The sequence below is a fragment of the Limimaricola sp. AA108-03 genome (genome assembly GCF_050847355.1).
Classification (GTDB): domain Bacteria; phylum Pseudomonadota; class Alphaproteobacteria; order Rhodobacterales; family Rhodobacteraceae; genus Limimaricola.
Genome location: NZ_CP193759.1, coordinates 37,332 through 51,180 on the forward strand (window position 1 = coordinate 37,332; position 13,849 = coordinate 51,180).

The 13,849-nt window shown below is 67.9% G+C and carries 13 protein-coding genes; 4 read left to right on the forward strand and 9 right to left on the reverse strand.

Annotation, left to right across the window (positions count from 1 at the left end; all coding sequences use genetic code 11):
• Positions 1–47 precede the first annotated feature (47 nt).
• The 3 genes from ACRAQ3_RS18235 to ACRAQ3_RS18245 are packed head-to-tail and all read right to left on the reverse strand — an operon-like array spanning position 48 to position 3,411.
• On the reverse strand, positions 48–374 hold the full coding sequence (locus ACRAQ3_RS18235; RefSeq protein WP_432256873.1) for a hypothetical protein: 327 nt from the start codon (positions 372–374) through the stop codon (positions 48–50).
• Positions 362–2,818 carry a cytochrome c oxidase subunit I gene (gene ctaD / locus ACRAQ3_RS18240; protein ID WP_432256874.1) on the reverse strand — a complete coding sequence of 819 codons (2,457 nt, stop codon included), beginning with the start codon at positions 2,816–2,818 and terminating at the stop codon, positions 362–364. Before ctaD ends, ACRAQ3_RS18235 begins: the two co-directional genes overlap by 13 nt.
• Entirely contained in the window at positions 2,815–3,411 is a 597-nt protein-coding gene (locus ACRAQ3_RS18245) for a cytochrome c oxidase subunit II (protein ID WP_432256875.1), read from the reverse strand. Before ACRAQ3_RS18245 ends, ctaD begins: the two co-directional genes overlap by 4 nt.
• A gap of 78 nt (positions 3,412–3,489) precedes the next feature.
• On the opposite strand from ACRAQ3_RS18245, the gene ACRAQ3_RS18250 reads away from it, so the two are divergent.
• A complete protein-coding gene (locus ACRAQ3_RS18250) occupies positions 3,490–4,002 on the forward strand; it encodes a DUF2231 domain-containing protein (protein ID WP_432256876.1) in 513 nt (170 codons plus the stop codon).
• On the opposite strand, the gene ACRAQ3_RS18255 is transcribed toward ACRAQ3_RS18250, so the two are convergent.
• Positions 3,972–4,481, reverse strand: coding sequence for a CopD family protein (locus ACRAQ3_RS18255; protein WP_432256877.1), 510 nt, complete (start codon positions 4,479–4,481; stop codon positions 3,972–3,974). The genes ACRAQ3_RS18250 and ACRAQ3_RS18255 overlap by 31 nt on opposite strands.
• Entirely contained in the window at positions 4,478–5,188 is a 711-nt protein-coding gene (locus ACRAQ3_RS18260) for a cytochrome c oxidase assembly protein (protein ID WP_432256878.1), read from the reverse strand. The genes ACRAQ3_RS18255 and ACRAQ3_RS18260 overlap by 4 nt, the downstream gene beginning before the upstream one ends.
• Before the next feature lie 188 nt (positions 5,189–5,376).
• Here ACRAQ3_RS18260 and ACRAQ3_RS18265 point away from each other — a divergent pair, with 188 nt between their 5' ends.
• Positions 5,377–5,811: an N-acetyltransferase family protein gene (locus ACRAQ3_RS18265; RefSeq protein ID WP_432256879.1), complete on the forward strand. Its 435-nt coding sequence runs from the start codon at positions 5,377–5,379 to the stop codon at positions 5,809–5,811.
• A gap of 171 nt (positions 5,812–5,982) precedes the next feature.
• Here the strand turns inward: ACRAQ3_RS18265 and ACRAQ3_RS18270 are convergent, their stop codons facing one another.
• The 4 genes from ACRAQ3_RS18270 to ACRAQ3_RS18285 are packed head-to-tail and all read right to left on the reverse strand — an operon-like array spanning position 5,983 to position 11,910.
• Entirely contained in the window at positions 5,983–6,936 is a 954-nt protein-coding gene (locus ACRAQ3_RS18270) for a glycine betaine ABC transporter substrate-binding protein (protein ID WP_432256880.1), read from the reverse strand.
• A gap of 54 nt (positions 6,937–6,990) precedes the next feature.
• Complete coding sequence (locus ACRAQ3_RS18275; RefSeq protein WP_432256881.1) at positions 6,991–8,535, reverse strand: ABC transporter permease; 1,545 nt, start codon at positions 8,533–8,535, stop codon at positions 6,991–6,993.
• Positions 8,536–8,539: 4 nt separating this feature from the next.
• A complete protein-coding gene (locus ACRAQ3_RS18280; RefSeq protein ID WP_432256882.1) occupies positions 8,540–9,601 on the reverse strand; it encodes a quaternary amine ABC transporter ATP-binding protein in 1,062 nt (353 codons plus the stop codon).
• Entirely contained in the window at positions 9,598–11,910 is a 2,313-nt protein-coding gene (locus tag ACRAQ3_RS18285) for a DUF1989 domain-containing protein (protein WP_432256883.1), read from the reverse strand. Before ACRAQ3_RS18285 ends, ACRAQ3_RS18280 begins: the two co-directional genes overlap by 4 nt.
• A gap of 196 nt (positions 11,911–12,106) precedes the next feature.
• Between ACRAQ3_RS18285 and ACRAQ3_RS18290 the strand changes: the two genes are divergently transcribed.
• Complete coding sequence (locus ACRAQ3_RS18290) at positions 12,107–13,123, forward strand: LacI family DNA-binding transcriptional regulator (RefSeq protein WP_432256884.1); 1,017 nt, start codon at positions 12,107–12,109, stop codon at positions 13,121–13,123.
• A gap of 172 nt (positions 13,124–13,295) precedes the next feature.
• Positions 13,296–13,838: a helix-turn-helix domain-containing protein gene (locus ACRAQ3_RS18295; RefSeq protein WP_432256885.1), complete on the forward strand. Its 543-nt coding sequence runs from the start codon at positions 13,296–13,298 to the stop codon at positions 13,836–13,838.
• Positions 13,839–13,849: the final 11 nt, after the last annotated feature.

Genomic DNA, 13,849 nt, shown 5'->3' on the forward strand with positions numbered 1-13,849 from the left:
CCATCCGCCGCCATTCGTCGAGGGCGCGCGGCTGCGAAGCCGGGCGCTCACAGGCAGGAGGAGAAGGCCACCACCGGCAGCATCGTCCAGGCCGTCGCCAGCAGCGCCACCGTCGCCAGGGCGAGGCCGATGTTGCGGAGCCGGGGATCGGGTTCGCGCCAGCGCGGCGATCTGAGGATCAGCAGGCAGAGGGCCTGCAGCGCGATCGCGGCCAGCGTCGCGCCGATCAGCAGCGCGCGCTCGGACAGGGCGATGGGCGGCGCGGCCCAGCGGCTCGAGCACAGCAGGCCGTGCAGGCCGTAGACCGCGCTGAAGGAGGCGAGCCAGAGCCCCAGCGGCAGCGACAGGCGCAGCACCGAGATCATGTCAGCCATCCCGGCAGCGCCGCCGCCAGAACCGCGATCCCCGAGACGAGCACGGCGTAATCGCTCCACAGCCGCGCGATGCGGGGCTCTCCGCCAATGATGGCGCCGACATGACCGGCCCGGCGGCGCGCCGCGACGAAGAGCGCCATCACCAGTGCCACCGCCAGATGCAGCAGCGCGTAGCCGATCAGCACCCAGAGGGTGGCGTCATAGGCATGCGCGGTCGGGTCGGGCATGCGGGTCAGAATTTGGCTCCCTGCCCATGCGAGGCCGCCAAGGCCCGGCAGCAGGAGGAGCAGCCCGGTGCCGGGGCGCAGCCTCGGCCCCAGAGCGGCGAGCCCGGCGCCCGCCAGCGCCGCGAGAACCACGTCGAGCCCGGGCTCCGCGTAGCGCGGCGGCGGCCAGTTGGGGGCGATGGTCCATAGAAAGACATAGCCGAAGAGCAGCGAGCCGAAGAAGGTGCCGTTCGCGAGAAGCAGGAAGATCGACCCCCACCAGCCCGGCGGATCGGCGACCTCGCCGGCGGTCAAGAGCTCGGGGCCGTGCCCCACCGGCAACGCGCCCTCGCGCGTGGTGCCGCCGAGGCTCCAGGCCCAGTACAGGGCGCAGCAGATCACGCCGGTGGCCGAGATCGGCACCAGCCAGTAGGTCTTGAGCAGCATCCCCAGAAAGAACAGGCCGGTCACCGCCGACATCAGCATCGGCAGGACGGTGTTGCCCGGAAAGACGGTGATGTAGCGCGGCGCGCCGGTGGCGATCTCGACCGAGAGGGTTTCGCGTCGGCCCCGTGACGGATCGCCGAGATAGCCCTCGCCCCGGGCGAGCCGGACCGGCAGGTCGGGGGCGTCGTAGAGCGGCTCGCGCGAGGTGATTTGGGGCAGGCTCGCGAAGTTGTACGGTGCCGAGGGCGTGGGCATGGCCCATTCCAGCGTGCCCGCCTTCCACGGGTCGCGCGAGCCGCGGATCGCCACCGCCGCGTTGATCACGACGTCGATCAGCACCAGCGCGAAGCCGATCGACATGACGAAGCCGCTGATCGAGGCGATCAGGTTGATCGCCTCCCAGCCCTGACCGCTCTCATAGGTGTCGATCCGCCGCCGCATGCCCAGGAGACCGGCCCAGTGCAGCAGCAGGAAGGTGCCGTGAAACCCCGGCACGATCAGCCAGAAGGCGGTGTTGCCGAGCTTGAAGTAGGTCTTGCGCCCGGTGAAATGCGGCATCCAGTAATAGAGCGCCGCCAGCATCGGAAAGACGAAGCCGCCGACCAGCACGTAATGCAGATGCGCGACGATGAAGTAGGTGTCATGCGCCTGCCAGTCGAAGGGCACGATCGCCACCATCACCCCGGTGAGACCGCCGATCACGAAGGTGGCGAAGAAGGCCAGCAGCCACAGCATCGGCAGATGCAGGCTCGGGCGGCCCTTCGACAGCGTGCCGATCCAGGCGAAGATCTGCACCGCCGTCGGCACCGCCACCAGCGTCGAGGCGGCCGAGAAGAAGGCCAGCCCCATATGCGGAATGCCGGTGGTGAACATGTGGTGGACCCAGAGCCCGAAGCTCAGCACGCCCAAACTCACCGCCGCCGCCACGACCCAGCCGTAGCCCATCAGCCGCGTGCGCGCCATCACCGGCAGGATGGTCGAAATCGCCCCCGCCGCCGGCAGGAAGATGATGTAGACCTCCGGGTGGCCGAACAGCCAGAACAGGTGCTGCCACAAGAGCGCGTCGCCGCCCGCCGCGACCTGGAAGAACGGCATGTCGAAGGCGCGTTCCAGCTCCAGAAGGATCGAGCCGAGGATCAGCGGCGGAAAGCCGGTGAGGATCATCACCGCCGTGACCAGCGCGTACCAGGCGAAGATCGGCATCCGCGACAGCGACATGCCCGGCGCGCGATAGCGCAGCACCGTCACGGTGATCTCGACCGCCGCCGAGATCGCCGAGATCTCGACGAAGGTGATGCCGATCAGCCAGAAATCCGAGTTGATCCCCGGCGCGCCGATGGTCGAGGAGAGCGGCGGATACATGAACCAGCCGCTGTCGGGCGCCACGCCGGCCAGCAGCGAGAAGATCATCATCGAGCCGCCGAAGACGTAACACCAGAAGCCGTAGGCGGTGAGCCGCGGGAAGGCGAGATCGCGGGTGCCCAGCATCTTCGGCAGCAGGTAGACCGCGAGCCCCTCGAAGAACGGGATCGCGAACAGGAACATCATGATGGTCCCGTGCATGGTGAAGATCTGGTTGTAGTGGTCCGGCCCGAGGAAGGCCGAGCGCGGGCTCGCGAGCTGCGCCCGGATCAGCATCGCGAGGATGCCGCCGACGATGAAGAAGAAGATCGCGACCGCGAGGAACATGCGGCCCAGATCGGTGTGGTTGACCGTGGTGAACCAGCCCCTGAGGCCGGGCTCGGAGGCCCAGATGCGCGACAGCGCGCGGTGACGCCGGAGCGCGTTCATGGTCTCTCTCCCCGCAGGAAGGCCTGCCAGCCCTCCGCGTCATGCGCGATCACCGTGAAGCGGTGGTCGCGGTATCCCGGTCCGTTGTATTCGGCGTTCAGCCCCTCGTAGCGGCCGGGCCGGTCGGCCTCGATCCTGAGCACGTTCACATGGCCCGGCACGGCGTCGAGCTTGCCCGCCAGCCGCGGCACCCAGAAGGAATGGACCACGTCGGCGGAGCTGATCGCCACGTCGACCGGGCGCCCGGCGGGGATGTGAAGCTGGTTCTCGGTCACCCGTCCCGGCGCGTCGGCATAGCCGAAGCGCCAGTCCCATTGCCGGGCCTCGGCGCGCACCTCGACCAGGTCGGGCGTGGCGCGCGGCAGCAGCCGTTCGCCGATCACGAGGCCGTAGGCCAGCAGCGCGGCGAGCACAGCCAGCGGAAAGGCGAGGCCGAGCCAGACGACGAAGCGCCGCTCCGGCACCTCGCCAGGCGGTCGCCGCCAGGCCCAGGCGATCAGCCCGGCGACGAGAAGGAAGATCGCCGTCGCGCCGATCAGGAGCACCCACCACAGCGTGGCGATGATCGCGGCGGCGGGTCCGGCCGGATGCACCGTCGAGAGGCTCTCTTCGCAACCGGCGAGCAGCAGGAGTGTTGAGCCGGCGACACCACTGCGCAGGAGAGGCCGGGCATGGCTGAGGAGATGATCAACGAAAAGGAGGATCTGGTCGATCCGATCGCGGAAGCGCCGGGCTACGACCAGACGGAATCCCTCGTCGGGATCTGGGGCCACCCGCTGCACGCGATGAGCGTGGCCTTCCCGGTGGCGCTGACCTTCTGCAATTTCGGGGCCGATATCCTCTACTGGTGGTCGGGAGAGCTGTTCTGGGCCCGCGCCGCGATCTGGGCGGCGGGCACGGCCTTCCTGTTCGGCCTCGCGGCGGGGGCCACGGGCACCGCCGAGCTGCTGCTGGTCCCGGGCATCCGCATCCGGGCCCCGGCATGGACCCATTTCGTGATCGCGGTGCTGCTGCTGTCGCTTCTGGGGCTGAACTGGGGCTACCGGCTGCAGGGATACGAGGCGGCGGTGCTGCCCTATGGCATCCTGATGTCGGGCTTCAACGTGCTCGTGGTGATGGTCACGGGGTGGCATGGCGGCAAACTCGTCTTCGATTATCGTCTGGGCACGTCGAAAGGCAGCTGATTGCCGCGCGGCTCGGCGAGCCAGCCGGGCACCGGGATCTCGCCCAGCTCCGGCTTGGCGAGGACCAGCGCCAGGATCGTCAGGATCGGCACCAGCAGCAGGACGAGCGGCAGCGCCGGGTTCGGCGCCCGGTGCGCGCCCTCGCGTTCGGCCACGGCGACGAGGACGTAGCCGACCCAGACGTGAAAGCTCACCAGCAGCGCCACGAAGACCAGCTTCGCGAACATCCATGTCACGAAGACCTCGCGCAGGAAGATCAGCCCGGTCCCCGAGGCGATGGCGAGCACCGCCGAGGGCGTGACGAAATAGGTATAGGCGTAATGGGTGGCGCGGCGGATGCGGCGGTAGTCGCTCGGGCCGATCGCCGGGTCGTGCCGCGCCAGCATCAGCGGCAGCGCGAAGAGCCCGCCGCACCACAGCAGCAGCATGCCGACATGCAGCGCCTTCAGATGTGGGATCAGCCCGGCGAGCCAGCTCATGCCGCCGCGCGCTCCGCCAAGCGCCAGCCGCGGCGCGCGGTGAGGGCGATCACCGCGAGATAGGGCAGCATCGCCGGCACCCACATGATCAGCCCGCCGAGTTGCTGGTCGGCCAGCGGCGAGAGGCCCCAGCCGAGCGGCGCCAGCGCATGCGCCGCGTAGAGCTGCGCCGGGGCGAAGGTGAGGATCGCGCCGAGCAGCCCCATCTGCATGAGCCCGGCCAGCGACCACAGCATCGCCTCGATGGCCGATCGTTCGGCCAGCACCGCGCGCCAGAACCAGACGGCGGAGCCCAGCAGGCTCAGCTGCATGATCCAGTAGACGGCGATGTAGCGCAGCGCGAGGTCATAGGCGGCGGGCAGGTGCCAGGCCCAGAGCAGGGCGGTCGAGATCAGGAAGGGCAGGGCGGCGCCCGAGGGACGGCGGCTGGGCCACGCGGCGGCGAGAAGCGGCGCCGCCACGGCGACCAGCAGCACGTGGTGAACGACCCGTGCCGAGAACAGCGCCACCGCCATGGCGCAGAGCGGCGAGACGAAGGCGAGGGCCAGCACCGCCGTCGCGGCGAGGCCGGCGCGGCTGTGCCGCAGGGCGATCGCCATGGCGAGCAGACCGCCCAGCAGCAGGGGATCGAAATTCCACGATTGCAGCGCGTTCGCCGGCACGGGCGCCGCGCCGCAATAGCTCCCCGGCAATAACCATTCCGACATCCGGCATCCCCTCGCCCCGTTCGCGCGGGCGCCCGGTTTCGGCCGTCCCGCTGAACCGAACGTCCCGGACCGGCTCGGGTTCTACCGGTGATCGCATAAATTTGACGCGTGCCCGCAATCGGGTAGGGGGCCAGAGAATGCCCGGCCCGGCCATTGCGGGGACATGCCCGAACATCCTATTTTCGGGCATGGGTAGCGAAGCGCTTTACCACCTGCTCGACCCCGGCAACGCGTACCGTCTCCGGGGTGCCGAGGTCTTCGACCACGCGGTCGATCCCAACCAACTCGCCAAATTCCTCGCCGACGAGGGTCATGTTCTGGTCTTCGCCACGATCGGCGACGCGGTGGTGGGTTTCGCTTCCGGCACCGTGCTGCTGCATCCCGACAAGCAGCCGATCTTCTTCGTCAACGAGGTCGGCGTTCGCGAGGCGTCGCGGCGGCAGGGCATTGCCACGGCCTTGTGCGAGTTGTTGATCGACGTGGCACGTGCGCGCGGATGCAAGGGGGTCTGGCTCGCCACCGAGGCGGAAAATATTGCCGCACGGGCGCTCTACCGGCGGCTCGACGCGCGGGAAACGCGAGATCTGGTCGCCTATGACTGGGATGACGCGATGGGCAAATGAGGGTTGCGATGCCCCGATACGGCCGTTGGAGGTTCCCCGCTGCCTCGCCCCGAGATGGCAGCGACGCGTTCCGGGCCCAAGCATCGTGCCGTTGTTGGCCCCGGTGAAGGAGGACCGGTCCGACCGTCGCCGCCGTGAGGTCAGGGCGGCGCCGATCTCCGGCCGGGACGCTCAGTCGATCCAGCCGTCCACCACGTCCTTGTTCTCGCGGACCCAGTTCTCGGCGACGTCGCGCGGGTCCATCTCGTCACGGCCGATCTGCAGGATCCAGCCGTTGACCATCTCGGGCTCGAGCCGCAACTGGCTGAGGAACTTCGCGACCGGCGGGTTCCGCGTTTCGAGCGATTTCGAGTAGCCCACGAAGATCTCGGCATCGCGGCTGGCACAGGCGAAATGCGAGACTTCGAGCCAGTCGGTCGCGTCGAGATCGACATTCTCGCAGCCCTCGCTCCGGGCCGGTTCCTCGATCGGCGAGAGGTCGTAGGCGGCATGCACCCATTCCGGGGTCCAATAGTAGAACAGGATCGGCTGTTCGCGCTGGATCGCGGTCTTGAGCTGCGCCTTGAAGGTGGCATCGGGCAGGTTCTCGGCCTCCCACAGCTCCGAGAGGCCGTAACTCTTGAACTTCACCTCCCACATGCGAGCTGATTTCCAGCCGACATCGCCGGCCCAGTACTCGCCTTTGCCGTTGCCGTCCTTGTCGAACATCGCGGCGATCTCGGGATCGCGCAGATCCTCGATCGAGCGGACCCGCTCGGCCATGTAGGCGGGCACGTAGAGCTTTTGCGTGCCCAGGTAGGGCGCGTTGTGCGCCATGGTTTCGGCGTCCTCGACATAGGCGTTCCAGATCGCCTCGCGGGCGGGCAGCCAGAGGTCGGGAAAGACGTCGGCCGAGCCATCGCCCTTGTCGATGCCCGCCGCGATGATCGAGCCGTCCGACAGCCCTTCGACGATCTCGGCCTCCGAACCCAGCGGCCCGTCGATCACAGCCTCGATCACATGGGCGATGGCCGAGGCGCCGGTCCAGGTCAGGTCGCCGATCCGGACGGTCGGGTCCTGCGCGGCGGCGGGCAGGGCAAGGCCGCAGGCCGCGACGCTCGCGGCGAGGGTGAACGCTCTGGTCATGTCATGGTCCTTCCTTCTGGTCTCGTCGTTGGCTTTTGGGGGAAGAGGGGGCGCTCAGCGCGCGCCTGGCCTGGTTTTCTGCACCACCCGGTCGATCATCATCGCCAGGAGCGCGATGCCGATGCCGGCGAGGATGCCGCGGCCGGTCTCGGTGTTCTCCAGCGCCTCGGTGACGACGTAGCCCATGCCGCCCGCGCCGATCAGCGCCGCGACAACCACCATCGACAGGCTCATCATCACCACCTGGTTGATCCCGGCCATGATCGAGGGCAGGGCGAGCGGCAGCTCGACCTTGGTCAGCAGGTGTTTGGGGCTGGCGCCGAAGGCGAGGGCGGCCTCGCGGGTGGAGGCGGGGACCTGCCTGATGCCGAGCGCGGTCAGTCGCACCATCGGCGGCATCGCGAAGATCACCGTGGCGAGGATGCCCGGCGGCTTGCCGATCGAGAAGAAGGCGATGGCGGGCAGCAGGTAGACGAAGGAGGGGATCGTCTGCATCACGTCAAGGATCGGCGTGACGATGCCCTGCCCGCGCTCGGACTTGCCTACGAGAATGCCGAGCGGCAGGCCGATCGCCACGCAGATCAGCGAGGCGGCCACCACCAGCGACAGCGTGTCCATCGCCGTCTGCCAGAAACCGAACAATGCGAGATAGGCCAGCGTCGCGCCGACGAAGAGCGTGGTCCGCGCATCGGCCAGCCGATGCGCGAGGACCAGCAGCACGCCCATGGTGATCGGCCATGGGGTGCCGACGAAGACCGAGGTGATCGCGCCGAGCATGCCGCGCAGCGCTTGGGTGATGCCGTCGAACAGGACCCCGTGGAACACCGTCAGGTAGGAAATCGTGTCGTCGATCGCGCCCGCGACATAGGTGTTGAGGCTCACCGGCGGCGCGTCCGGGGCGGCCGGGGTTCGCTCCATGATCCGGTTGCCGGAGGCATCGCGCGGAAAGCTGACCTCGTCGGGCCGGTCGATCCAGATCAGGGTCGGGAACTCGCCGATCAGGAAGCAGTCGAAGCGCGCCTTGAAGCCCACCGCCTCGCCTTCGACCACGGCCTCGGCCTGACGCAAGCAACTGCGCTCGTCCGGCACGAACTGGGTGGCGCGGTAGATCATCATCGGCACGATCAGGAGCGTGATCATCGCGCAAAGCAGCAGCCTCGACGTGCAGATGCCGCTGCTCACCGCGCGGTTGACCCGCCAGCGGCCATATTGCGCCGAGTAGACCCGGTCGGCCATCCAGGCGAAGAAGAGCCGGCCAAGGATTAGCGCGGCGACGCCCGCGATGAGATGGGTGTCGGCCCAGCCCTCGTAGCGCGCGACGAGGAAGTCCTTGTCGGCATTGTCGGCGGCGGCCTTGGAATACTTGTAGACCAGCGCGCCGTTGACCATCGCGATCAGGTCGATCACCAGCCCGGCCACGAAGAGGGTGATGTTGCCCCTGAGCGCGGCCCAGACGAAGCTGCCGAGCAGCGCCGCCTTGTTGAAATGCAGGCGGCCCAGCGTCGCCTTCTGGATCTTGAGAAAGACCTCGGCGTAGTAGTCGCCATTGGGGCCGGCGAAATCGCTGAAGTGTTGCCGGGGATCGGATTGGTCGCTCATCTCTTCATACCTCTCCCTTGATGCCATGCAGCAGCGCGTCCTTGGTCACGACGCCCACGGGTCGGCCGTCGCTCATGATCATGATGGGATGCTCCTGATCGACGGCCCGGGTGATCAGCGCGTCGAGATTGTCGTCGGGCCCGGCCTTGGGGCAGGCCTCGAGCGGCGGCAGAACGATGCCATTGCGGGTGTAGGCATCGATCGACTGCATCACGGTATGGGCGAAGACTAGCTTCAGCTTGGAGATGCCCGCGACGAACTCCGCGACGTAGTCGTCGGCCGGGGCGGTCACGATCTCTTCCGGCGTGCCGGTCTGCACGACCTCGCCATCCTTCATGATGGCGATGCGCGTCCCCATGCGGATGGCTTCGTCCAGATCGTGGGTGATGAAGAGCGTGGTCTTGTTCATCACCCGCGACAGGGCGAGGAACTCGTCCTGCAGTCCACGGCGGATCAGCGGGTCGAGCGCCGAGAAGGGCTCGTCCATAAGCAGGATGTCGGGATCGGCGGCCATGGCGCGGGCGAGGCCCACGCGCTGCTGCATGCCGCCCGACAATTCGCTGGGCATGCGGTCGCCATAGCCTTGCAGGCTGACCAGCTCGATCACCCGGTCGGCGGCCTCGGCGCGGGTGAAGGGATCGACGTTGCGCAGTTCCAGCGCGAAGGAGATGTTGTCGCGTACCGTACGGTGCGGCAGCAGCGCCATGTTCTGGAACACCATGCCGATCTTCTTGGCGCGCATCGCGCGCAGCCCTTCGGGATCGAGCCGTCCGACATCGACCCCGTCGATCAGGATCTGGCCGCTGGTCGGCTCGATCAGCCGGTTTATGTGACGCACCAGCGTCGACTTGCCCGAGCCCGAGAGCCCCATGATGCAGAAGATCTCGCCCCGGCCGACTGAGATCGACACGTCGCGCACGCCGACCACCGATTGGTAACGCTCGAGCACCTCCGACTTGGAGAGGTTCTCGCGGCGCAATGCCTGCATCGCCTCCTCGGCGCGGGGCCCGAAGATCTTCCAGATGTTGCGGGCGACGACGACTTCGTCCGTATCTGCTTGTGTCATGCGCGGGCCTTCTCTCTCTCGGGGTCCAGGAAGGGCAGACCGGTGACGCTACAGGGCAGGCGCTTCATGCGGCCGTCGAGCCGGCCGATCTCGAGCGCGGTGCCGATCTCGGCGGTCTCGATGGCGATCCGGGCCATCGCGATGGCATGGCCGAGCTGTGGCGAGTAGCAGCCGCTGGTAACGGTGCCGACCTGCTCGCGGCCCGCGAAGACCGCGTTGCCGTGATGCGGCGCCTCGTCCCCCGTTAGATGCAGGCCGACCAGGGCGCGCCGCGGGGCGGCGCCGTTGCGTTCGAGCGCGGCGCGGCCGATGAAGTCCGGCTTGGCCATTGCCACGGCGAAGCCCAGCCCCGCCTCGAACGCGTCGCACTCGGGGCCGAACTCGGCGCCGGCGGTCATCAGGCCGGCCTCGATCCGCAGCATCTCGAGCGCGTCGGCCCCCATCGGGACCAGCCCCTGTGGCGCGCCTGCCTCCATCAGCCCGTCCCAGATCGTCACCGCGTCGTCCCGGTCGCAGAAGATCTCGTAGCCCAGCTCGCCGGTGAAGCCGGTGCGGCTCAGCATGAAAACCGGCCCGTCGCGGTCGCGCAGTCGGGCGATGGTGAAGCCGAACCATTTGAGGTTGTCGAGCGAGGGGCGCGTCGGCGGCGTGAAGACCACCTCGCGCAGGATGTCGCGGGATTTCGGACCCTGCAGCGCCAGATTGGCCATGCGCTGCCCGACGGCGAGCACGCGGGCGTTCAGGCCGAGCCGGCGCGCCTGCTCGCGCAGGTGCAGCGCGGAGTCCTCGGAACCGCAGCACCAGCGGAAGACGGCCGGCTCGATCCTGAACAGCGTGCCATCGTCGAGCACGCTGCCGCGCGCGTCGCAGAGCAGCGCGTAAATGCCGCGATGCAGCGCCAGCTTCGAGACGTCGCGCGTCATGCAGTGCTGCAGCAGCCGCTCGGCATCGGGGCCGGCCACGTCGAACTTGCGCAATCCGGACATGTCCTGCAGCGTCGCGGCGTTCTTGCAGGCCCAGTATTCCTCGATCGCGCCGGTGCCGTCGTAGTCGGAGGGCAGCCACAGGTCGCGCCGGGCGTGAAACCGGGTGGTGAGCCGCGAAGTACGGGGGTGGAACGCCGATGGCTCGGTCAGGCGACCGGCGTCGTCTGGTTGCGCGCGCCAGGTGACCGCATGTGTGATGGGCGTATCCTCTCGATAGATGCGGACATGGATGTCCGTCGGGTTCCAGCCATTGACCGGGTCGACGTCGTCGGGGCAGGCGGTGTTGACGCAGACCAGATCGGTCAGCGCCTCCATGACCACGTGGTCACCAGGGCGCGACCAAGCCTCGTCGCTGGCGATGCGGTGATCGGCGCCGTCGATCCAGGTGTTGAAGAAGAAGTTGATGGCTGGCCATGCGCTGCGCGGGGCGACCCCATAGGGGGCGAAGGCCCCGGTGATATTGTCCGAGCAGTTCACGTGGCCGGGAAAGCCGCGCTCTTCGTATCCGCGCGCGGTGCAAGCCAAGGCGAAGGTGTCGTGGCGCCCCACCGTGTCCTGACGCATCGACAGCAGCGGGCGGATGTCCTGATCGAAGAACTTGTCGCCGAGGCCGGGCGAGGGAAAGGCGCTGCGGCTCATGGTGCGCGAGACGGTGCTGTCGATGTATCGTTCGATCCCGGCATCGAGCGCATCGGAGCGCATCGCCATGAAGTCGGAGCATTGCTGCCCCTCTACGTCGATGATCTGGACGAACTCGCCCTTCCTGAGCTCATAGGCCAGAGCGGTGCCGCGGGTGACGCGGAACTCGTCGCGGATCTGGCCGAGGGGTTCGGGCAGCATCAGATGGCCCGTGATGTGCGCGGGCGGGGTGACCGTGATCTCGGCCAGGCCACCGCCGCCCGAGGTCAGGTAACCGGGATCGGTCGGGACGATCACGAAGACGGAGGCGTCGGCTTTCGCCCTCGTGACGTAGATCTCGCCCCCGGCGCCGTCGCCGAACAGGACGAGCGCGGTCGCTTCCTCGAGCCAGGCGTCGCGAGCCGCGGCGATCGCCGCCATCTCGCGGCTGTCGAAGCCGCCGGTATCGAGGGCGGTCGCGGAGTTGGTAGGGATGTCCAGCGCCGTGACTCCGAATTCCCGTTGGTCGTCGGCGATGGCGGTCAGGTAGACCGGGGCGCCGCCATCGACATCGGTGATCGAGATCAGGCTGCCCGCGGCGACGCGCAGCCGCACCGCCATGCCGTTCGAGACGCGGGCCTTGTGGTGTACCGGCTGACCGAGACCACTATAGCGCGATCGGGCCTCCCCTAGGGGCCGGGCCATGGTCATAGTATCCTCCCCGTGGTCGCGATCCGAAGCGAAGGGATCAGTGCACATTGAAACCGGTTACATTTGCGAGCGCCGTTACAGTTCATCTCGAATTCTCGGTTGTTGAATGGGGAAGTAACCGGTTACATCGAGGCATTCGACGTCACGCCACGTCAATCTCGAATCTTGTACGACACCCGGGAGCTGGGCATTGGCCGAAAAAATAGGCAGAATTCGCGATGTTGCGAAGGAAAGCGGGCTTTCCATCGCAACGGTGTCGCGGGTGATGAACGGCTACAAGGGGGTCAGAGAGGCGACTCGGGAAAAGGTGCTACGCGCCTGCGAGCGACTGGACTACGTGCCCAACTCCGCTGCGCGGGCCCTCTCGACCAGCCGGACTCGCACCGTGGCGGCGATCATCCCGACGATCGAGAACTCGGTCTATGCGAAATTCGTGGCCGCGATCGAGCAGACGCTCTCCGAACAGGGCTATACCTTGCTGCTTGCCGTGTCGCATGGCAGCGAGGCCGAAGAGATCGAGGCCGCCCGCAAGCTGCTCGCCATGGGCGCGGATGCCTTCATCCTAAGCGGCGCCGCGCATGATCGGGCGCTGCTCGACATGCTGGCACGCCGCAAGGTTCCGCATGTCTTCACCTCGATCTGGGCCGGGCCGGAGGGCCCGGTGCCCTGCATCGGATACGACAATCACGAGATCGCAAGGAGCGCCGTCGGCTATCTCGCCGAACGGGGACACCGGCATCTTGGGGTGATCCACGGGCCGCTCGCCGATAACGACCGCGCCGTGGCTCGAAAAGCCGGGGTCGTGGCGATGCGCGCGCAGGGGCTGGAGCTGTGCTTCGAGGAGACCGAGCTGAGCGTGGCGGGGGGCAAGAGCGCGACGGCGCGGTTGCTTGACCGCGATCCCGATCTCACCGCGCTGCTGTGCTTTTCGGACGTGCTGGCGCTTGGCGCCTATTTCGCGCTGGCCGAGCGGGGGCGGCGCGTTCCTGACGATATGGCGGTGATGGGCTTCGACAACCTTGACTGGACCTCCGAGACGGTGCCGCCGCTCACCACCATCGACCTGCCCGCCGGCATGATGGGTCGCGAGGTGGCGGGGCAGATCGTCGAGCATCTCGAACATCGCACGCCACTCGCCCCGGTGCTGCTGCCCTCACGCATCGTCGAGCGCGGATCGGTCGGACCGGGGCCCGGCGGGATCTCCTGATCGCGCCACCCCTGTCGATGCCCGTTCCGCCCGTTTTTCGAGCAATTGGAGGGCATGGATGGCAACGGCAGCGGGGGTGCGCGTCGTTCACACGATGCTCATGAAAAAATCTTTGAAAATTTCACGAACCGTGTGAGGCTCCATCTGACACAGCGATGGACCGCGATTCGTGATGACGGGAGCCGATCTCAGGACACTGCGCCGCAATCGCGGCATGACGCTGGCGGAGCTCGCCTGCGCGATGGGCCGGTCGGTCGGCTGGGCCTCTCAGGTCGAGCGTGACCTGTCGCGGATCGGGGCCGAGGATCTGGAGCGGCTCGCGGCGGTGCTCGGCGTCGCGCCGGCGCTGCTGTCGCAGCCCGCGCCGGAAGCCGCGCGGGAGGAGGGGCGCATCGTGCGCGCCGACCGCCGCCGCCCGATCGGTGACAGGCATGAGGGCCTGTTCGAGACGCTGATCTCGCCCGATCTCACCGACAGCTTCGAGATCGTGCATTCCCGCTTCGAGCCCGGCAGCGCCCTCGAGACGCCGATGCAGCGCGCCACGCAGGAGATCGGCTTCATGCTGTCGGGCCGGCTCGACATCTGGTTCGGGGCCGAGAAGTTCACGGTCGCTTCGGGCGACAGCTTTCGCATCCGAAACGAGCCCTATCGCTGGGCCAACCCCCATTCCGAACCCGCGATCGCCCTGTGGGTGATCTCGCCCCCCGTCTACTGAACTCAGAGAGG

Bases quoted from the DNA above. Each gene is read 5' to 3' on its own strand.
- ACRAQ3_RS18235 (WP_432256873.1), bottom strand. From the start codon at position 374: ATGGCTGACATGATCTCGGTGCTGCGCCTGTCGCTGCCGCTGGGGCTC.
- ctaD (WP_432256874.1), bottom strand. From the start codon at position 2,818: ATGAACGCGCTCCGGCGTCACCGCGCGCTGTCGCGCATCTGGGCCTCC.
- ACRAQ3_RS18250 (WP_432256876.1), top strand. From the start codon at position 3,490: ATGGCTGAGGAGATGATCAACGAAAAGGAGGATCTGGTCGATCCGATC.
- ACRAQ3_RS18255 (WP_432256877.1), bottom strand. From the start codon at position 4,481: ATGAGCTGGCTCGCCGGGCTGATCCCACATCTGAAGGCGCTGCATGTC.
- ACRAQ3_RS18260 (WP_432256878.1), bottom strand. From the start codon at position 5,188: ATGTCGGAATGGTTATTGCCGGGGAGCTATTGCGGCGCGGCGCCCGTG.
- ACRAQ3_RS18265 (WP_432256879.1), top strand. From the start codon at position 5,377: ATGGGTAGCGAAGCGCTTTACCACCTGCTCGACCCCGGCAACGCGTAC.
- ACRAQ3_RS18270 (WP_432256880.1), bottom strand. From the start codon at position 6,936: ATGACCAGAGCGTTCACCCTCGCCGCGAGCGTCGCGGCCTGCGGCCTT.
- ACRAQ3_RS18275 (WP_432256881.1), bottom strand. From the start codon at position 8,535: ATGAGCGACCAATCCGATCCCCGGCAACACTTCAGCGATTTCGCCGGC.
- ACRAQ3_RS18280 (WP_432256882.1), bottom strand. From the start codon at position 9,601: ATGACACAAGCAGATACGGACGAAGTCGTCGTCGCCCGCAACATCTGG.
- ACRAQ3_RS18285 (WP_432256883.1), bottom strand. From the start codon at position 11,910: ATGGCCCGGCCCCTAGGGGAGGCCCGATCGCGCTATAGTGGTCTCGGT.
- ACRAQ3_RS18295 (WP_432256885.1), top strand. From the start codon at position 13,296: ATGACGGGAGCCGATCTCAGGACACTGCGCCGCAATCGCGGCATGACG.